The organism is Haloplanus sp. GCM10025708 (genome assembly GCF_042663985.1).
Lineage (GTDB): Archaea > Halobacteriota > Halobacteria > Halobacteriales > Haloferacaceae > Salinirarus > Salinirarus marinus.
On record NZ_JBHSZA010000011.1, the window covers coordinates 2584001 to 2603086 of the forward strand.

Below are 19086 nucleotides of genomic sequence, written 5' to 3' on the forward strand. Positions count from 1 at the left end.
GCGGGGTTTCGTCGGCGACTACTCGCCACCGAGCCGCGACTGCCACTCCTGTACTTTCGACATCAACTCCAGCGGCGACGTCTCCTCGACGTCGACGCCGTCGAGTTCGTCGAGGACCGCCCGCGTCTCCGGGTCGAGCGCCTCGGCGGGGTCGCTCTCGGTCGCTCCTCGGTCGCCGTCCGCGCCGTCGCTCGCGGCGCGGAACTCGCCGCTCGACACGTCGAAGACGACCTGGTGGGTGTCGCCCGCGCTCCCGCCGCCACGGACGTCGATGGCTTCGTCGTCGCGGAGTTTCCGGAGGACGGACCGCGCGCGGTCGACGACCGGTTCGGGGACGCCCGCGAGGTCGGCGACGTGAACGCCGTAGGACCGGTCCGCCGGCCCCTCGCGGACCGTCCGAAGGAACGTCACGTCGCGCTCCTCGGGAGGGTTGGACTCCGTCCCGCCTGCGGACGAACCGGGCTCGTCGACGGCGACGTGGACGTTCGCGACGCTGTCGATGTGGGTCGCGAGCGCGGTGAGTTCGTGGTAGTGCGTCGCGAAGAGGACCTTCGGCGACGGCGAGGCCGACTGCGCGTCCGAGAGATACTCCGTCGCCGCCCACGCGATCGAGATGCCGTCGTAGGTGGCCGTCCCGCGCCCCACCTCGTCTAAGATGACCAGCGACTCGTCGGTGGCCGAGTGGAGGATGTTCGAGAGTTCCTGCATCTCGACCATGAACGTCGAGCGCCCCTGTGCGAGTTCGTCGAGCGCGCCGACGCGGGTGTAGATGCCGTCGACGAGGCCGACGGTGGCCGCCCGCGCGGGGACGAAACTCCCCGCCTGCGCGAGGAGGGTGATCAGCGCGGCCTGCCGCATGTAGGTCGACTTCCCGCTCATGTTGGGGCCGGTGACGAGGAGGAACTGGCGATCCTCGTCGAGATCGAGGTCGTTCGGGACGAAGTCGGTGGTCTGCTCGACGACGGGGTGGCGACCGGCGTCGATGCGGAGCGGGCCGGCGTCCGTGAGTTCGGGCCGAGTCCAGTCGTTGCCGGCGGCGTGTGTCGCGAGCGAGGCGAGGGCGTCGACCTCGGCGACGGTGCGTCCCACGTCCTGCAGGAGTTGGGCGCGTTCGGCCACCGTCTCGCGGAGGGCACAGAAGAGGTCGTACTCCAGGTCGCCGCGGGCCTCCTCCAGACGCAGGATCTCCCGCTCTCGCTCCTCGAGTTCGTCCGTGACGTATCGCCGGGAGTTTTTCAGCGTCTTGATCTCGCGGTAGTCCTCGGGGACGCGGTCCGTCTCCGATTTCCCCACCTGGATGTAGTAGCCGTCCGTCTTGTTGCGGTCGACCTGTAGGTGGGTGATGCCGGTCCGGGACTGCTCCCGGTCGGCGAGGCCGTCGAGCCACGACCGGACCTCGTCGTGTCTGTCGAGGAGGGCGTCGAGTTCGTCGTCGTAGCCGCGTTCGAACAGGCCGCCGGCGGTGATCGTCTTCGGCGGGTCGTCCGCGAGGGCGGCGAGTTCGTCGCGGAGACGGCCGGCCGCGTCGTGGTCCGGGCGCGCGACGAGCGCCGACAGCGGCGAGTCGGCGAGGCGACTCTCCTCGACGGCGGCGGCGAGTTCGGGGAGGACCGCGAGCGTCTCGCGAACCGAAAGCAGGTCGCTCGCGTCGGCGCGGCCGCCGGCGGCCCGACTCGCCAGTCGCTCGAGGTCGTACGTCCCGTCGAGCGTCTCCAGCACGCGCTCTCGCGCGAGGGCGGTCGACGCCAGCGCCTCGACGCAGTCGTGTCGGCGGCGAATCTCCTCGCGCGAGCGCCGGGGGCGGGTGAGCCACTCACGCAGGAGGCGACGCCCGGCGCTCGTGACGGTGTGGTCGACCGTATCGAGCAGCGATCCCTGCCGGTCGCCGTGCATCGTCTCGGTGAGTTCGAGGTTGCGCTGGGTCGTCGCGTCGAGTTCGAGGTGGTCGGTGGGGGCGTACACCCGCAGGCGCGTCATCGACCGGGTGACGCCGACGCCCGTCTCCTCGACGTACGAGAGGACGCCGCCCGCGGCCCGGACGGCGGCCGCCGAGTCGAGACCGACGCTCTCCAGCGTCTCGCGGCCGAACTGCTCGCGGAGCGCGCGTTCGGCGCGGCCGGGCGCGAAGCCCTCGACGCCGTGAAGCGTCAGCGAGGCGTCGGTCCGGTCGCGGACGGCCGCGAGGAAGTCGTCGTCGCCCCGGAGTTCGGGGCCGGGGAGGATTTCGGCCGGATCGAACCGGTAGAGTTCGGCGTAGACGTCCGCGATGTCGGCCGTCTCGGTGACGAGAAACCGGCCCGTCGTCACGTCGGCGACGGCGAGGCCGAAGTCGTCGTCCGCGCGGACGACGCTGGCGAGATACTGCGCGGCGTCGTCGTCCGTCTCCAGGAGGGTTCCCGGCGTCACCACGCGCGTAATCTCGCGGGCGTGGCCGTCGTCCGTCTCGTACTGGTCGGCGACGGCGACCCGGTAGCCGCGTTCGACCAGCGCCTTCAGGTAGGGCGTGAGGTCGTCTACCGGAACGCCAGCCATCGGATAGGACGACCCGTGCGCGGACTTCTGAGACACCTTCAGGTCGAGTTCGTCGCCGACGCGTTCGGCGTCGTCGCCGAAGAACTCGTAGAAGTCGCCACACTGCATCGTCAGCAGATCGGCGTCGGTCTCCGCTTTGAGATCGAAAAATTCCCCCACGATACCCTGCGTAGTCATGGAGACATCTGCGACGGTCGCCGGCTAAAACGCTGTGGGTTGGACGACGGAGTTCGGAACCATCGACCGAACCGCGTGCCCCGCCGACCGAAGGGGTATCCCCTACCCGAGAACCCGATCGGTCGGCGCGACGTATGCCCTGCGTTCGGGGACGGCCATGTGTCTTTCCACCTGCGCTCAGAGCTTTTCGACGGCCGAGAGCAGCGAAAACGCCCGCTCGCGGAGTCCGTCGGCCGTCTCGGCGACGAGCTTGACGATGGGTTCCTTGCCGACGTCGCCGCGGTCCGCGACGGCGACGGGCGTCGCCCCGTCGTCGCCGAACGCCTGGCGTGCCCCCACTGCATCGTGCTGCCCTCGCGCGCTTTCACGTCCGATGGCTGGGCCGAGCGATCGTACTCGACGACCCGACCGTCGAGGGCGTTCAGGGCCTCCTCGACGTCGTCGTCGAACCGGCAGTTGACGGTAAAGCGCAGGTCGGGATCGAACTCGCGGGCCGAGAGCAGAAAGCGCGCGACGTGGCTCGACGCGCCCATGCGGACGCCGCGGTTGGGTGCGACACCCGAGAGCGTCTTCGTGATGCGGCCCTCGACGGCCGCCGTCTCGTTCACCGCCTCCGCGTAGGGCGTCGCACCGACGACGTTCATCCCCACCTCGGGGACGAGCGGTGCGACGTCGCGAGCGACGAACGCCTCGACGAGGTCGGCCACCTCGGCGACCGCCCGGTGACGGTCGGCCTCCTCGCGGAGGCCCGAGAGGTGGTGGACCGCGCCCGGGCCCTCGCCGACGGAAAGCGAGTAGCGCACGGCGCGCTCCATGAACGCGGTCCCGGCGTCGACGGCGTGGGCGAGGTCGTCGCCGTCAGCGAGGCGGGCGGCGATAGCGCTGGAGAGCGTACAGCCCGACCCGTGGGTGGCCTCGGTCTCGACGCGGGGGTGTTCGAAGCGCTCGACGCCCTCGTCGGTGACGAGCGTGTCGACCACCGTCTCGCCCCCGAGGTGACCTCCCTTGACGAGGGCGGCGTCGGCACCCATGTCGACGATGGCCTCGCCGGCCTCGCGCGCGTCGTCGACGTCGGCGAGGTCGACGCCGGTCAGGACCGTCGCCTCGTCGGCGTTCGGCGTCACCAGCGTCGCCTCGGCGACGAGGCGCTCGTAGGCCGCTTCCGCGGCCGAATCGAGGAGTCGGTCGCCGCTGGCGGCGACCATCACGGGATCGACGACGACGGGGCCCGCGTAGTCCGCGAGGCGGGCGGCCACGAGGTCGATGACCGGCTCCGTGGCGAGCATCCCCGTCTTGACCGCGCCCACGTCGAAGTCGTCCGTCACGGCGTCGTACTGGGCGGCGATCTCGTCGGTCGGGAGGACGTGCGAGCGCTCGACGCCGCGGGTGTTCTGGGCCGTCACCGCGGTGACGACGCTGGTACCGAACGCGCCGTGGGCCTCCATCGTCTTCAGGTCGGCCTGGATGCCGGCCCCGCCGCCCGAGTCGCTCCCGGCGACGGTGAGGGCGACGGGTGGCGAGACGGGCGCGTGCTCGCGGGTCATCTCGCTCCCTCCGCCGTTTCGAGCGACTCCTCGGAGAACTCCCGGTCGACCGTGCCGAGTGCTGACATACACGGAAGTATTACGACGCGATATTTAGCGGTGGTGGTGGCTCGGGCGACGAAGCCGTCCCGCGCCGACCCGAAGCGGCAAGACCTATCTACGCGGGCGGTAAACGCCCGATAGCAGATGTGGGTTCTACGTTCCGGCCGCGTCGCGTCGGCCGTCGTCCTCGCGCTGGTCGTCCTCGCGACGGCCACGCCGTTCGCCCTCGCCCTCGCCCCCGATGCCGTCGCCCAACAGCGGGCACCCTCGACGTTCGCCCAGCAGCGCGTGGACACGGACTCGGTCCGCCTGGTCGTCTCCGTCGCCGCCAACGGCACCGCGTCGTGGGAGGTCCAGCTGGACCCGCCTCGACGACGAGAACACGACGACCGCGTTCGAGTCGCTCCGGACCGACGTCGAGTCGAATCCGGAGACCTACACCGACCGGTTCGCGTCGCGGATGCGAAGCACCGTCGCCGCCGCCGAGAACAGCACCGGCCGAGAGATGAACGCCACCGGGTTCGCCGTTACGGCGGAGACGCGGACGCCGCCCCAGTACGGCGTCGTCGTCTACGCCTTCGAGTGGAAGGGCTTCGCCGCCGTCGGGGACGACACCCTCCGCGTCGGCGACGCCATCGCGGGCATCTTCCTCGACGAGCGGACCCGCCTCGTCGTCGAGTGGCCGACCGGCTACACCGTATCCGAAATCGAACCCGAGGCGGACGAACGGCGGGCGGACGCCGCCGTCTGGCGCGGATCGGAGACGAGTTTCGTCTCGGGCGAGCCACACCTCCTCCTCACGAGCGGCGAGCGCGCGACGACCGAGAGCGGAACCGCCGGCAGCGGCGGCAGCGACGGCGACGGAACAGCCGACGGCGACGGCGCAACCGCCGACGGACCCCCTTCGCACTGATCGTCGGCGTCGTCGCCCTCGGCGTCGTCGGCGTCGTCGCGTGGCGTCGGCGCGACCGACTCCACGCACTCGTGGGGGCGTCGACGGGAGAGAGGACGGACGGCGAGGACGGCGACGGCGGCACGGCGGCGGGTGCGCCGAGCGAGTCGGACGCCGGCGAGGACCTGTTGAGCAACGAGGAGCGCGTCCTGAAGTTCGTCGAGGAACGGGGCGGGCGCGTCAAGCAACAGGAGATCGTCCAGGCGTTCGGCTGGACCGAGGCGCGGACCAGCCAGATACTCCGCGACCTGCGCGACGACGGGGAACTGGAGGGGTTCCGCCTCGGCCGCGAGAACGTGCTCAAACTCCCCGACGACGAGAGCGGAAGCAGAGGTGGATCGTCGCCGCGGCGACGAGTCCGGCGAGGACGAGCGACGAACTCCCGATAGCCACCGGACGGACGAGCGAGCGATCCATCGACGCCGCGAGGGCGAGTTTCACGAGGATGCTCGCCGTGACGCCGCTGACGACGCCGGCGGTGGCGACGCGCCGCGAGAGCTGGTCGGTGCCGTAGAGGAGGACGACGCTCGTCGTCACTGCACCCGACGAGAGGAGGCCGGAGAGGAAACTCGACGCGACGAAACCGGAGGAGCCGAACGTCTGCTGTGCGCCCGCGGAGACGACGAGGACGGCCAGAAAGAGCGCGCCGAACTTGAGCGCGTTGCCCACCTTGAACGGGGATTCGAAGTCGACGTCGACGTCCGCTCCCCAGTCGCTCAGGAGATAGGAGAGAACGACGCCGACGAGTGCGATGGCGGCGAGCGGGATTCCGACGTCGAACGCCAGCGCGGGGACGAAGGCGACGACGAGGACCAGATCGCGGAGCGCCATCGCCGAGTCGGCGAGCAGAATCGAGCCGGCTCCGACCCTCGCGAGCGAGGCGTTGTCGCGGGTGCGCGAGGCGAGTTCGCCGATGACGGCCGTCGAGTTGACGAGGCCGCCGAAGAAACTCGTGAGGGCGACGCCGCGTGTGCCGTAGCGCTGGACGAACAGGTAGTTCACGAAGCCGATGGCGCTGACGGCGACGACGAGAGTCCAGACGGTCCGGGGTTGATCGCACCCCACGGGCCGAGCGTCGCGTCGGGTAGGAGCGGGAAGACGACGAACGCGACGACGCCGAACTCAACGGCGCTCCGGAGTTCGTCCTTCGAGAGGTTCCAGGCGAACGCGTGGAGTTCCCGTCCGGCGACCAGAAGCGAGGCGACGAGGAAGGTGACGACGACCGCCTCGAAGAACGCCCCCTCGCCGACGAGGACGCCCACGCCGTAGGCGACGACCAGCGAGATGGCCGTGGTCAACAGGTCGCTCTCGTCGTCGGACGCGAGGCCCCGGACGCCGAGAATCGACCCGAGGACGACGACGAAGGCCCCGCCGAGCGCCGGCAGGAGCGGCGCGTCGACGACGACGAACGTCACCGCCGCCGTCGTGACGAGCGCGAACGTCCGGATCCCGGCGGGTTTCTGTGACCACTCGCGCTCCGTGCCCAGAAGCATCCCGAGCGCCGCCGCGAAGACGAGTTTCGCGGCGTTTGGATGCGCCTGGACGACTCGCTCGGGCCGTATCGGTGCCGGAATCCCGACGAGCGACGCGGCTATCTCCATCGCCGACCACCCCGGCGTGAACGGCGCGTCGATTGTCCCACGGTAGCAGTTAGCACGCTATATAGTATATATACTCCAATATATTTAGGCGTTCCCCTCGTGTTGCCTCGTCGATACGTACGCGCCTTTAATCGGCGAATAAGGCGTTTTACCGGGTTTAACTGGCTTTGATTCGCGTGTACGTTCGTGCGTTATATGTTCGAAGGAAGCCATGGGACAGTCGATGCGTCAGTACGCTTCCGTTCTCGTCGCGCTACTCGTCGTCGCCGTAGCGGGGCCTGCCGCCGCGGTGGCGGCCCCGACGGACACGCTGACACAGGTCACCACGACCGGAAACACCGGCAACGCCTCACAGACGGACGTGAAGCCGGGCCACCGATTCGCGGGCGTCGTCGGCGTCCAGCAGGCGGAACTCGAAGGAGAGATGGAAGAGCGGACGTTCGGCGTCCGGATCCGAAACGCCACGAACGAGACGAAAGCCGGCGTCGTGGCGACGGAGGTGAATCAGCACCGGAATCGGCTCCAAGAGCTGCGAGCACAGCGGGAGCGACTCCGAGAAGCGAGGGCCAACGGCACCATCAGCGAGGGGACTTACCGGTCACGGATGGCCATCGTCCTCGCGAAGACCCGGACGACGACTCGACTGCTGAACGCGAGCGAAGCGGTGTCGGAGACGCTCCCGCCGGCGGCGCTCGAATCGCACGGCGTGAGCGCCAACGAAATCGAACGCCTCCGACGTGACGCCGACGAGATGTCCGGGCCGGAAGTGGCGGCGCTCGCCCGGTCCGTCGTCGGCAACGGTATCGGGCGACCCCACGAGGACGGCGAGCGGGGCCCCGACGACTTGCCGACGCAGGCCCGCGGCGGGCCGGACGGCGAACGCGGCCCGGAGGGACCGCCGGGAGAGGCGAACGGACGGAGCAACGAGACGGCCGAGAACGGCGCGGGAAACGGCCCACCGGCCGAAGGTGACTCGAACGGTCGGGGCGACGAGAACCGTGCGGACCGACGCGGATCCAATTCCAGCGAACGGGGGAACGGCCAGGGAAACGGTCAGCGCGGTGACGGGGAATCGAGCGACGGAGCGGATCGACGGGGAAATAGCGAACAGGGTCAGAACGGCGACGACCGGGGACAGAACGGAAGCAACGGTCAGGGCGACGATCGGGGGCAAAACGGCGACGACCGGGGACAGAACGGAAACAACGGTCAGGGCGACGATCGGGAACAGAACGGAAACAACGGTCAGGGCGACGATCGGGAACAGAACGGAAACAACGGTCAGGGCGACGACCGGGGCCGACACGGAAACAACGGTCAGGGGCAGAACGGCGGATAGTAACGGCCGGAACGACGGCCGTGGGAACGGATAACAGAGCACCTGTGACGCCGGAGCACCCCGATATCGGGCCTCGTCAGCGCGCGCGAACGTGACGGCGACTCCGTGTCTCCGGCGACGCCGCGGACGACGGAGACGGGTCGTTTCGTGTTCGAGAGAGACGCTCCCCTCGGCGTGTAGCGGACGGCGTCTAGTCGTCGAGCGACGAACCGCGCCGTGATCCCGTCGGGCGCCGTTCGGCCTCGAAGGGTCGCTCCGATGGCGGATTTCCGAACCCCTCCGTCGAACGCTGGGGGAACGGTCCGTTTCGACGGGCGAACACTGAAGTCGCCATCGGGCGAGTCACGACCGGACATGGACCGACAGACGCAGCGGTTCGGTGGGTTGATGAGCGGCGTTCACGGCGTCGACCACCTTCTCAAACGCCTGTTCCCCCCGCTCGTCCCCGTCTGGGCCGCCGCCTTCGGCTTCCCGCTGTGGAAACTCGGCCTCCTCATCGGCGCGAACAGTTTCGGGTCGGCCGTCGGACAGGCACCGATGGGCGTCGTCTCGGACCGCTCGGATCGCCGGCTGCTGTTGTCGGCGGGACTGGCTCTCGTCGGCGTCTCCGTCGCCGCTCTCGGAGCCATCCCGCTGCTCGATCCGGCCATCCCCGCCCTGACGGTCGCGGGCAGCCGATTCGAGGGACAGTTCCTCCTGATGCTCGCCGTCATGGTCGCCGCCGGCCTCGGATCGAGCGTCGTCCACCCCGCGGGCTATCCGCTCATCTCCGCGAACGTCCCCGAAGGCAGTCGCGGCGTCGCCCTCGGCCTGTGGGGAAGCGCCGCGAAGTTCGGCGACGGACTCGCGCCGGCGATGGTCGGCCTCCTGCTCGTCGTCCTCGGCTGGCACGAGATCGTCGTCGCGTTCGGCGTCCTCGGCGTCGGCTACGCCGTCGTCCTCTTCGTCGGCCTCCGCGAGTTCGACACCCGACCACAGGAAGCCCCGGCAGGAGACTGCGGCGGTCCCGAGCCGCTGGACCGGCGTCGCTATCTCTATCCGATGCTCGCCGTCTTCGCCTACTTCACCGTCCAGATCTCGGCCGCCAACGGCGTCACCGTCTTCCTCCCGCAGTTCGTCACCAGCGTCTACGGCTACGCTTTCTCGATTCTCGGCTACCAGTTGACGCCCGAATCGACCGCGAGCTTCTACTACGCCGCGCTGTTGCTCGTCGCCGGCGGGACGCAACTGATCACCGGCCACCTCGTCGACGTCCACGACTCGCGGCACGTGCTCATCGCCTACCTCGTCGCCGGCGCGGCCGTCCTGTTCATCCTCTCGGCCGTCGCCCTGCCACCCGTCGGCCTGTTTCTCGTCCTCGCGGCCCTCGGCATGACCCTCTGGGGGCTGAGCCCGGCCCGCGACGCCCTCATCGGCGACATCGCTCCCGCCGCGCGCGAGGGGCGGACTTTCGGCTACCTCTGGACCGGCGCGCTCCTCGCTGCTCCGTCTCGCCCGCCGTCGTCGGCTACCTCGGCGACGTGGCCGGCCTCCAGGGGGCGTTCGCCGTCCTCGCAGGCGTGACGCTCCTCTCGGTCGTTCCGGTCACGCTCCTCCTGACGACCGGGTGTACGCGCCCGACTCGTCGACGGCGTCGCCGCCGAGCGACGACTAGCACGCCGACTCTGGCGGTCGCTCGACGTCGAAGCGACCCCGCGCCGGAGCGCCCCGCCCGCCGGTCAGTCGAGGGCGTCGGCGAGTTTCCGGACGGGGTGGGGCGGTTTCTCCGCGTAGTGGTCGCCGAGTTGCGTCCGGCAGGAGGCTCCGGGGGCGACGACTTCCTCGCCGGGGCTGTCGTCGACCTGGCCGAACAGGATGCGTCCGACGGCCTTGCTCATCGAGAAGTGTTCGGCCTCGTAGCCGAAAGAGCCGGCCATCCCACAACAGCCCGAGTCCAGCGGGTCCACCTCGTAGCCCGCCCGACGGAGGACCCCCACCGTGTGGTGGTCCTTTTTCGTCGCCTTCTGGTGGCAGTGACCGTGGTACGTGAGCGACCCCTCGCCGGCGAGCGACAGCGACTCGTCCAGGCGGAACGCGTCGACGTATTCGAGGACGCCGTAGGAGTTGCCCGCCACCGTCGCCGCGTCCTCGCCCGAGAGCAGGTCGGGATAATCCGGCTGGAACATCACCGCGTCGGAGGGTTCGACCACCACGACGTCCCACCCGTTACGGACCTTCGGTGCCAGCGCCTCGACGTTCGTTTGCGCCTGCGAGCGCGCTTTCTCGACGAACCCCTTCGAATACGGCGGCCGGCCACTGCCCGCGACGTCTCGCGGAATCTCGACGTGGACGTTCGCCGCCTCCAGCACTTCGACGGCCGCTTTCCCCGCCTCCGGCGCGTTGTACGTCGTGTACGTATCGGGGAACAGGAGGACGCTCCGGTCCGCCTCGCCTTCTCTCACCTGCGCACCGCCGCGGGCGTCGAACCAATCGACCAGCGATTCGCGCTCGAACTCGGGGAGCGACCGGTCCTTGGCGATGCCGAGCGTCTTCTCCATCACCGCGCGTGCGCCCGGCACCTTGGCCGCCCAGTTCGAGACGGGCGCGAGCGCCGACCCGAGCGCGTTCAACCGATCGATGTTGGCGAATATCTTGTCGCGCAGCGACGACCCGTGGCGGTCGTGGTATTCGTTCGCCACCTCGACTTTCATCTTCGCGAGATCGACCTCGCTGGGGCAATCCTTCGAACAGCCCTTACAGCCGATACAGAGGTCCAGCACTTCGTGCATGAACTCCACGTCGTAGCGCTCCTCCTTCGAGAGGTCGCCGCTCATGGCCTGCCGGAGCATGTTCGCCCGGCCACGGGTGCTCGTTATCTCCTCGTCGGCCGCGCGGTAGGTCGGACACATCACCCCGCCCGTCGTCTCCTGGCCGCCCCGACAGTGGCCACAGCCGTGACAGAGTTCGACCATTCCCTGGAAACCGTTCTCGTTCTCCCAGTTCAGCGCCGGGTCGAACCCCGCGTCGAACTCGTACTCCGTACCGAACCGGAGGTTCTCGGTCATGTCGACGTCGCCACAGACCTGCCCGGGGTTGAGGAGCCAATCCGGGTCGACGGCCGTCTTCAAATCGCGGAAGACGCCCCAGAGATGCTCGCCGTAGAGCTTTTTGTTCCACTGCGTCCGCGCGCGCCCGTCGCCGTGCTCGCCCGAGACCGAACCGCTGTATTTCACCGCGAGGTCCGTCGCGGCGTCGGCGATGGACTCCATCTTATCGACGCCGTCCTGCGTCTTCAGGTTGACGAGGGGGCGAACGTGGATGCAACCCGGCCCGGCGTGGGCGTAGAAACTCCCGATGGTGTCGTGGTCCTCGAACACCTGCTGGAAGTCGGCGATGTATTCGGGGAGATGTTCGGGCGGGACGGCGATGTCCTCGACGAACGCGATATGTTTCTCGTCGGTGGTCCGGGAGAGGAGGATAGGCGTCGACGCCTTGCGCATCTTCCAGAAGTCCTGCTGTTCGCCCTCGTCGTAGGCTTCGAGGCCGTCGAAGGCGATGTCGCCCACCCTGTCGTCGAGGAGGGCCTGCACTTTCTCGCGGCGTTCCTCGTCGCTCTTGGCGTAGAACTCGACGAGGAGGAAGGTGTCGGTGCGGTCCGGGAGGATGTTGATGACGTCCTCGAACTCGTCCAAGTCGCGGGCCAGGTCGACGAGGACGCCGTCGAGCACCTCGACCGCCGCGGGATCGTGTTCTAAGATCGCGCCGACGTCCTCCATCGACTCGACGAGGCTGTCGTAGGTCAGGAGCGCGAGCGCCTTCGTCTCGGGGACGGGTTCGAGCGACAGCGTCGCCTCCGTGACGACGGCGAGGGTTCCCTCGCTCCCGACCATCAGGCGGGCGAGGTTGACCGATCCCGACTCGGCTTCCTCGACGAGGGAGTTCAGGTTGTAGCCCGAAACGTTCCGCTTGATGGAGGGGAACGCCTCGCGGACGGCGTCCTCCTCCTCCTCGACGATGCGGAGGGCTTCGGCGTAGAGCCGTTCCTCCAGATTGCCGTCGGCGTCCGCGCCCGCGCGGAGTTCGTCCAGCGTGACTTCGCCGAGCGTCGTCACCGTCCCGTCCGCGAGGACGACTTCGAGCTCCTCCACGTAGGCGTCCGTCTTGCCGTATTTCAGCGAGTGCGCGCCGGTGGTGTTGTTGCCGACGGCTCCGCCGATGGCGCTCCGGTTCGCCGTCGAGGGGTCCGGCGCGAACTTCAGGCCGTGGGGTTCGAGTTCCTGGTTCAGTTCCGCGAGAACGGCCCCCGCCTGCGTGCGGGCGAGTTTCGCCTCGGGGTCGATTTCGAGCACGTCGGCCATATACCGGGTAAAATCGAGGACGACGGCTTCGTTGACAGTCTGGCCAGCGAGGCTGGTGCCGCCGCCGCGCGGGAGAACCGGAATCTCGCGGTCGGCGCAGTAGGAGACGACGGCGGCGACGTCGTCCGTAGAGGTGGGAAAGACGACGCCGACGGGCATCACCTCGTAGACGCTGGCGTCCGTCGCGTAGAGGTTGCGCGTGTAGTCGTCGAAGCGGACGTCGCCGTCGACGAGCGAGTCCAGGTCGCTCATCAGATCCGGACGGTTCACGTCGTCGTCGACGTAGTCGTAGTTTGCGTTGCGGTCCGTCGCGGGATCTGAGTTCGTGTGCGTAGCCATCGTGCCGTGGTATCGTCTATCGGTGGGAGTGAACGAAACTAAGGATGTCGATTCAGCGATCCGTGCCCCGTCTCGGCCGTGTACGGGCGACCGTGGGAATCGCCCACGCACGGGATCGGCGGACGGCGGGCGTCTCCGCGCCTCGGGTCGTCGCCGGCGGGGCGTGTGACCATATCAACGGCACAGCGAATCGTCCTTATAATCGTTGTGAGAACGGCCGCGAACGTTCTCGACGAGTTCCGAACGGACTGGCGCGCCGATCGCGCCGCGAGACGCCGACGTGCGGCGGTGTGGCGTAACGCACGCGATCCCGATTCTGCACCTTTTTATAGCCCATCCGTAATGGTGAGCTATGGCATACGACATCGCACTCATCCCCGGCGACGGGATCGGCCCGGAGGTCGTCGACGCGGTCCTCCCGCTCGCCGAGGACGCGGCGGACGCGCACGGATTCGACGTCGAGACGACGCGATACGACTGGGGCACCGAGCGCTACCTCGACGCGGGCGCGATGATGCCCGACGACGGGCTGGACCGGCTGGAGGACCACGACACCATCCTGCTCGGCGCGGTGGGCCATCCCGACGTGCCGGACCACATCACGCTGCACGGCCTCCTGCTCCCCATCCGCAAGGGGTTCGACCAGGCGATCTGTAAGCGGCCGTCGGTCCTCTTCGAGGGCATCGAGAGCCCGCTTCGCGGCTACGAGGGCGGCGACGTCGACTTCGTCCTCTACCGCGAGAACACCGAGGGCGAGTACGCCGACGTCGGCGGGCGCGAACACGTCGGCTTCGACCACGAGGTGGCCGTCCAGAGCGCCGTGTTCACCCGCGAGGGGACCGAACGCATCGTCCGCGCGGCGTTCGACGCGGCGACCGAACGCGAAGGCCACGTGACGAGCATCACGAAGTCGAACGCGCAGGCCCACAGCATGGTCTTCTGGGACGACGTGGTCGAGGACGTCGCCGAGGAGTTCCCCGACGTCGACGTCGAGCGGTTGCTCGTCGACGCCGCGAGCATGGACTTCATCCGACGACCCGAGCAGTTCGACGTCGTCGTCGCGTCGAACCTCTTCGGCGACATCCTCACCGACATCGGGGCCATCATCACGGGGAGCATGGGGCTGGCTCCTCGGCGAACATCAACCCGTCGGGCGAATACCCGGCGATGTTCGAACCCGTCCACGGGAGCGCTCCCGACATCGTCGGTCAGGGCGTCGCCAACCCGCTGGCGACGGTGTTCTCGACGTCGATGCTGTTCGAGGACCTGGGCGAACACGCGGCCGCGGACGCCCTCTGGGACGCCGCGACCGAGCAGATCGCGGACGACGACGCGCCGCACACGCCGGACATCGGTGGACAGGCTACCACCGAGTCGGTCGTCGCGGACCTGCGCGACCGGCTCTGACACGGGTGCCGTCGGCCGCGTCCGTCGCGGAGCCACCGGCCGCGTCGCCGAACGCCCGAACTACTCCGACGGCGCAGCGGCGGAGAAGTGGTACTTTCCGAGGCCGAGACAGATGACGGCGAGGGCGGCGAACGGGATGCCGACGAAAAAGAGAACGCCCGCGAACGACGCGAGCGTCGCCCACGGCCAGCGCACCCGTTCGTGCGCGAAGTATGCGCCGGAGAGCTGAAAGAGCGACGAGGCGGCGTAGAGGACCGTCACCGAGACCAGCACGGGGGTCGAAAGCCGCGCCACTGGCCGGTGGAGACGGAGTAGCCGGCGAACGCCGTCGCGGCGAGAGTCAACAGCCCCGAGATGGCGAGCGACCCCGCACCGAGGGCGACGACGGCGTCCGGGACGCGGGCGAAGAAGCCCGCTTCCGCGGCGGTCGCCTCCGAGACGACCTCGCCGCCCGGCCGCTCCGGATGCGGTTCACCGCCCCCTCTCGCGCGTCGCCGTCGCTCATTGCGTTTGCTATACGCCGGCTGATAAAAATAACTACCTCCGTCCGGCTCGGCGTGACAGTCGTAATCCGCCCGCGTCCGCGTCGGGATTCCGCGGTCGCCGGAGCGGCGTCCGGGCGGAACCGGGTTTCGTCGCGACCGTTCGGTGATACTCGACCGCGCGTCGGCGGCCGCAGCGGCCGACGTCAACGCTTAACTCTCGTCCCGCCGCGAGGGGAGACGTGACGCGAATCGTCGTCTGTCTCGACGGCCTGGACCCCGCGTATCTGGACGCCGTCGAGACGCCCGCGTGGGACGCCATCGCCGCGGAGGGATCGGCCGGCACCTGCCGGTCGGTCGTCCCGAGTCTCACCAACGTCAACAACGTCAGCATCGTCACCGCCTCGTTCCCGGCGGTCCACGGCGTCACAGGCAACACCTACTTCGACCGCGAGAGGGGCGAACGCGTCTACATGGACGATCCCGCCTACCGCCGGTGCGAGACGCGCCTCCAGCAGTACGCGGACGCGGGCGAGGACGTCGCGGCACTGGTGACGAAAGAGAAACTCGAACGGACGGTCGGACAGGGGTGTTCCTACGCCGCCGCGGCCGAGGACCCGCCGGCCGAACTGGAGGCCGCCGTCGGCGACGCGCCGGGCATCTACTCCGGCGAGGCCAGCGCGTGGGTCGTCGCCGCCGCCGAACACGTCCTCGCGACCCGCGATCCGGACGTCTGTTACGTCTCGACGACCGACGTCGTTCCGCACAAACACGAACCCGGAACGCTCGAGGCGAACGAGTGGGTCCGGTCGATGGACGCCGGACTGGGCCGCCTCCGCGAGTACGGCGACGTCGTCGCCACCGCGGACCACGGCATGCGCGAGAAGACCGAGCGCGTCGACGTCGAGGCCGTCCTCGCCGACGAGGGGTACGACGCGACCGTCGTGCGCCTCATCCGCGATACACACACCTACCACCACCGGAACCTCGGCGGGTCGGCCTACGTCTACCTGCACGACGCCGACGACGTGGCGTGGCTGAGTGACGTGTCGGGCGTCGAGGCGGCGCTGCCGGCGGCCGACGCGGCGGCCCGCTTTCGTCTCCCCGCGGACCGCATCGGCGACGCGATGCTGCTGGGGACGCCCACCTCGGTGTTCGGCCCCGTCGGGGACGGCGCCACGCACGACGAGGTGTCGCTTCGCTCCCACGGATCGCACCACGAACGGACGGTGCCGTACGTGTCGTCGGTCGACTGCGACCTCTCGTACAACGTCGAGGCGTTCGACGCGCTGGGCGCGCCGCGGTAGCCGCGGTAGCCGCCGAAACGGCCGTCGAACGCGGACGGCCGCGCCGACGCCCACGCGACGCCCCTACGCGAGTTCGTACAGCGACGACTCGACGGTGACGAGGATTCGGTCCTCGACGAGCGCGAATCCGGTCGGGACGCCCGCTTCGACCGGGCGCGTCCACAGCGCGTCGCCGGTGGCGGTGTCGTAGGCGCGGACCACGCCCGTATTCCGCCGCCCGTTCGCCCGCACCTCGCCGGCGACGACGAGGGTGTCGCCGCCGACGGCCGGCGCGAAGGCGGTCCACTCGACCGCGTCGCGCCAGCGGGTCTCGCCGGTCGCGAGGTCGAGAGCGACGACGAGGCCGTCGCCCGCTCCCGTCTCGACGGCCGTGTAGCCGCGGTCGCCGGCGACGGCAGGGGTAGCGACGTTCCGGCCGAGCGGCCGGGGGTCCCAGAGGCGGTCGCCGGAGCCGGCGTCGACGGCGACGACCGCGCCGCCGCCCTCCGCGTAGGAGCCGAGGACGAGTCGACCGTCGGCGACGGCGGGGAGGTGCGGGAAGCCGCGGATGGCGTCGGTGCGCCAGGCTCGCTCCGGACCGGCCCGGAGGCGGCGGTCGATCCCCGTACGCTGGGCGTAGCCGACGGTGCCGTCCAGGGCTCCCGGCGCGTACAGCCGGCCGTCGTCGAGGGCGGCCATCGTGCCGTCGACGTGCCAGCGCCGACCGCCGTCGGGGTCGACGGCGCGAACCCCGTTTCCGACGGTGCCGACGTACACCTCGCGCGACCCGACGGTCAGGCTCTGCGGGTGGTCCGCGTCGAGGGGGAAGCGACGGGGGTCGCGCAGGTCGCCGGAGGCGACGACGACGGCCGAGGGGGCGTCGACGCCGGTCGGGTCTCGACGAACTGCGTGGAGCCGACCGTCCGGACCGAAGCCGGCGAGCGGCGTGACCGCGTCCACGTCGACTCCGGACTCTCCGGCGCCGCGCGGATACGCGGCGAAGCCCGTGCCGTACACGGCGACGTGAGCGGGGCCGACCACGGGCCGGAACGACGGGCGTTCGGCGGCCGTGGTGACCGACGCGACGTCGCGGAGGGTCGGCGTCTCGCGGGGCGGACTGGCGTGGGGGTTGTGAGCGGTGTTCGCGGGGTCGTACCGGCGGAGCGGCCACGTTCCGGGGGCGGGCGTCCAGGACGCGAACGTGGCGTCCGTCGCGCCCCGGTACAGACGGGAAGCGCCGACCGTGGCGGCCGCGACGACGGCACCACCGCCGAGGAGTCGACGGCGCGTGATGGAGGGCATCGAGCGGTGGTTTACGCCTCAGTTAGAAAAATCAGGGGAAGACGCGCCGGCGTCGCGTGGGCGACGGTGTAACCGCCTACTCGCCGGGGATTCCGCCTTCGGCGCGGAGGGCTTCGATGTCTTCCTCGGTGTAGCCGAGTTCCTGCAGGACGGCCTCCGTGTCCTCGCCGAGAAGCGGCGGCGCGCCCTCGAAGCCGCTTTCGGCGCGGTCGTAGTTCAGCGGATGTTCGATGACGGGGACCGTGCCGAGCGCCGGATGCTCGATCTCGCGCATCACGCCGCGGGCCTCGGTCTGTTCGCTCTCCAGCGCCTGCGGGACGTCGTAGACGGGGCCGACCGGCAAGCCGCGTTCGTCGGCGAGCAGGTCCACCCACTCGTCGGTGGTTCGCTCGCGGAACTCCGCCGAGAGCACCTCCTCCAGTTCGTCCATGTTCTCGACGCGGTCGGGATTGGAAGCGAATCGGGGGTCGTCCTTGAGGTCCGGCCGGTCGATGGCGTCACAGAGTTCGCCCCAGAGTTTCTGGTTGGCACAGCCGACGTTGAGATAGCCGTCGGCGGTGGGGTAGGCCTGGTACGGCGCGAGGACGGGGTCTTTGGTCCCCATGCGCTCGGGCGTCTCGCCGACGAACGCCTTGCCCGCCTGCTTCGTCAGCCACGGGAGGGCGGCGTCGTGCATTCCGAGTTCGATGCGGTCGCCTTCGCCGGTGAGTTCGCGCCGGAAGAGCGCGCCGACGATGCCGAACGACGCCCACATCGCGGTGATGAGATCGGTCTGGGGCAGGCCCACCTTGACGGGGTCGCCGTCCTCCGGACCGGTGACGGACATGATACCGCTGGTGCCCTGCACGAGGAGGTCGTAGCCGGGGCGACTCGCCCACGGCCCCGTCTCGCCGAACGCCGAGATCGAGCAGTAGACGATGTCGTCGTTGAACTCGCGGACGTCGTCGTAGCCGACGCCGAGGCGTTCGGCGGTGCCGGGACGGAAGTTCTCGAGGAAGACGTCGGCCTCGCTCACCAGGTCGTAGAGCGCTTCGAGGCCCGCCTCGCTCTTCAGGTTGAGTTCGACGCTGCGCTTGTCGTAGTTGATGGTCCAGAAGTACGGCGACTCGCCGTTCTCGTCGGCGGTTCGACCGGGGCCGTCGTACTCCTCGCTCGGTTCGACGAACGGCGGCCCCGAGTGGCGGTTGTCGTCGCCGAGTTCGGGGCGTTCGATCTTGATGACTTCCGCACCCTGGTTGGCGAGCATCAGCGACGCGAATCCGCCGGTGACGAACGTCGTGAGGTCGACGACCGTGATTCCGTCGAGGATGCGACTCGATGATTCGGTTGTGTCCATACCACATCCGAGAGTTGACCGCGATAAAATTCTTCCCTTCCCGCGGTTCGCTTTTCCGGTACTCGGCGGTTGAAGTATCTCGCCGGTGTGAGCCCACGACATGGGGGAAGAGCGCCTCGTCCGCGGCTACGGCGGACACCTGTTGGTCGCCGTCTCGCTCGGGTGGCTGACGCTACAGAGCGGGCGACTGCTCCTCCCGCCGTTGCTCCCGACGGTCATCGAGGACCTCGCCATCACGCCGTTCCGGGCCGGCATCGCGCTCTCGCTCCTCTGGGGGTGTACGCCCTCTGTCAGTATCCGAGCGGCCACTACTCCGACTACCTCTCGCGCAAGACGCTGCTCGTGGCCGGCCTCGGCCTCGCCTGTCTCGGCTTCGCGGCGCTGTACGGGGCGGTGAACTACCCCTCTTT

General features: G+C 69.4%; 12 protein-coding genes and 3 pseudogenes. 7 read left to right on the forward strand and 8 right to left on the reverse strand.

Features of this window, described 5'->3' with window-relative positions:
• Positions 1–18: 18 nt before the first annotated feature.
• Positions 19–2709 carry a DNA mismatch repair protein MutS gene (mutS, locus tag ACFQJD_RS17555; RefSeq protein ID WP_379799945.1) on the reverse strand — a complete coding sequence of 897 codons (2691 nt, stop codon included), beginning with the start codon at positions 2707–2709 and terminating at the stop codon, positions 19–21.
• A 177-nt stretch (positions 2710–2886) separates the two neighbouring features.
• Positions 2887–4253: pseudogene (gene thiD, locus ACFQJD_RS17560) on the reverse strand (bifunctional hydroxymethylpyrimidine kinase/phosphomethylpyrimidine kinase).
• Between the two features lie 283 nt (positions 4254–4536).
• Between thiD and ACFQJD_RS17565 the strand changes: the two are divergent.
• Together ACFQJD_RS17565 and ACFQJD_RS17570 are read left to right on the forward strand one after the other, a co-directional pair.
• Positions 4537–5208, forward strand: coding sequence for a DUF7345 domain-containing protein (locus tag ACFQJD_RS17565; RefSeq protein ID WP_379799947.1), 672 nt, complete (start codon positions 4537–4539; stop codon positions 5206–5208).
• A 71-nt stretch (positions 5209–5279) separates the two neighbouring features.
• Positions 5280–5636, forward strand: a complete 357-nt coding sequence (locus ACFQJD_RS17570; RefSeq protein ID WP_379799949.1) for a helix-turn-helix transcriptional regulator — start codon at positions 5280–5282, stop codon at positions 5634–5636.
• Here the strand turns inward: ACFQJD_RS17570 and ACFQJD_RS17575 are convergent.
• A pseudogene (locus tag ACFQJD_RS17575) lies at positions 5548–6848 on the reverse strand (MgtC/SapB family protein). The gene ACFQJD_RS17570 and the pseudogene ACFQJD_RS17575 overlap by 89 nt on opposite strands.
• Positions 6849–7071: 223 nt before the next feature.
• On the opposite strand from ACFQJD_RS17575, the gene ACFQJD_RS17580 reads away from it, so the two are divergent.
• Positions 7072–8187: a hypothetical protein gene (locus ACFQJD_RS17580; RefSeq protein WP_379799951.1), complete on the forward strand. Its 1116-nt coding sequence runs from the start codon at positions 7072–7074 to the stop codon at positions 8185–8187.
• Between the two features lie 354 nt (positions 8188–8541).
• On the forward strand, positions 8542–9750 hold the full coding sequence (locus tag ACFQJD_RS17585; RefSeq protein ID WP_379799953.1) for an MFS transporter: 1209 nt from the start codon (positions 8542–8544) through the stop codon (positions 9748–9750).
• A gap of 155 nt (positions 9751–9905) precedes the next feature.
• On the opposite strand, the gene ACFQJD_RS17590 is transcribed toward ACFQJD_RS17585, so the two are convergent.
• The gene (locus ACFQJD_RS17590) at positions 9906–12863 is read right to left on the reverse strand and encodes an FAD-binding and (Fe-S)-binding domain-containing protein (protein WP_379799955.1); all 2958 of its coding nucleotides are present in this window, start codon (positions 12861–12863) and stop codon (positions 9906–9908) included.
• A gap of 352 nt (positions 12864–13215) precedes the next feature.
• On the opposite strand from ACFQJD_RS17590, the pseudogene ACFQJD_RS17595 reads away from it, so the two are divergent.
• Positions 13216–14270, forward strand: a pseudogene (locus tag ACFQJD_RS17595) (isocitrate/isopropylmalate dehydrogenase family protein).
• A 60-nt stretch (positions 14271–14330) separates the two neighbouring features.
• Here the strand turns inward: ACFQJD_RS17595 and ACFQJD_RS17600 are convergent.
• Positions 14331–14531: a hypothetical protein gene (locus ACFQJD_RS17600; RefSeq protein ID WP_379799957.1), complete on the reverse strand. Its 201-nt coding sequence runs from the start codon at positions 14529–14531 to the stop codon at positions 14331–14333.
• On the reverse strand, positions 14528–14962 hold the full coding sequence (locus ACFQJD_RS17605; RefSeq protein ID WP_379799959.1) for a hypothetical protein: 435 nt from the start codon (positions 14960–14962) through the stop codon (positions 14528–14530). Before ACFQJD_RS17605 ends, ACFQJD_RS17600 begins: the two co-directional genes overlap by 4 nt.
• 32 nt (positions 14963–14994) lie before the next feature.
• Here ACFQJD_RS17605 and ACFQJD_RS17610 point away from each other — a divergent pair, with 32 nt between their 5' ends.
• Positions 14995–16059, forward strand: a complete 1065-nt coding sequence (locus ACFQJD_RS17610; RefSeq protein WP_379799961.1) for an alkaline phosphatase family protein — start codon at positions 14995–14997, stop codon at positions 16057–16059.
• Positions 16060–16122: 63 nt separating this feature from the next.
• On the opposite strand, the gene ACFQJD_RS17615 is transcribed toward ACFQJD_RS17610, so the two are convergent.
• Positions 16123–17340: a PQQ-binding-like beta-propeller repeat protein gene (locus ACFQJD_RS17615; protein ID WP_379799963.1), complete on the reverse strand. Its 1218-nt coding sequence runs from the start codon at positions 17338–17340 to the stop codon at positions 16123–16125.
• Between the two features lie 76 nt (positions 17341–17416).
• The gene (locus ACFQJD_RS17620) at positions 17417–18676 is read right to left on the reverse strand and encodes a CaiB/BaiF CoA transferase family protein (RefSeq protein ID WP_379799965.1); all 1260 of its coding nucleotides are present in this window, start codon (positions 18674–18676) and stop codon (positions 17417–17419) included.
• 100 nt (positions 18677–18776) lie between these two features.
• Here ACFQJD_RS17620 and ACFQJD_RS17625 point away from each other — a divergent pair, with 100 nt between their 5' ends.
• On the forward strand, positions 18777–19073 hold the full coding sequence (locus ACFQJD_RS17625; RefSeq protein ID WP_379799967.1) for a hypothetical protein: 297 nt from the start codon (positions 18777–18779) through the stop codon (positions 19071–19073).
• Positions 19074–19086 lie beyond the last annotated feature (13 nt).

Bases quoted from the DNA above. Each gene is read 5' to 3' on its own strand.
- mutS (WP_379799945.1), bottom strand. From the start codon at position 2,709: ATGACTACGCAGGGTATCGTGGGGGAATTTTTCGATCTCAAAGCGGAG.
- ACFQJD_RS17565 (WP_379799947.1), top strand. From the start codon at position 4,537: ATGCCGTCGCCCAACAGCGGGCACCCTCGACGTTCGCCCAGCAGCGCG.
- ACFQJD_RS17580 (WP_379799951.1), top strand. From the start codon at position 7,072: ATGCGTCAGTACGCTTCCGTTCTCGTCGCGCTACTCGTCGTCGCCGTA.
- ACFQJD_RS17585 (WP_379799953.1), top strand. From the start codon at position 8,542: ATGGACCGACAGACGCAGCGGTTCGGTGGGTTGATGAGCGGCGTTCAC.
- ACFQJD_RS17590 (WP_379799955.1), bottom strand. From the start codon at position 12,863: ATGGCTACGCACACGAACTCAGATCCCGCGACGGACCGCAACGCAAAC.
- ACFQJD_RS17615 (WP_379799963.1), bottom strand. From the start codon at position 17,340: ATGCCCTCCATCACGCGCCGTCGACTCCTCGGCGGTGGTGCCGTCGTC.
- ACFQJD_RS17620 (WP_379799965.1), bottom strand. From the start codon at position 18,676: ATGGACACAACCGAATCATCGAGTCGCATCCTCGACGGAATCACGGTC.
- ACFQJD_RS17625 (WP_379799967.1), top strand. From the start codon at position 18,777: ATGGGGGAAGAGCGCCTCGTCCGCGGCTACGGCGGACACCTGTTGGTC.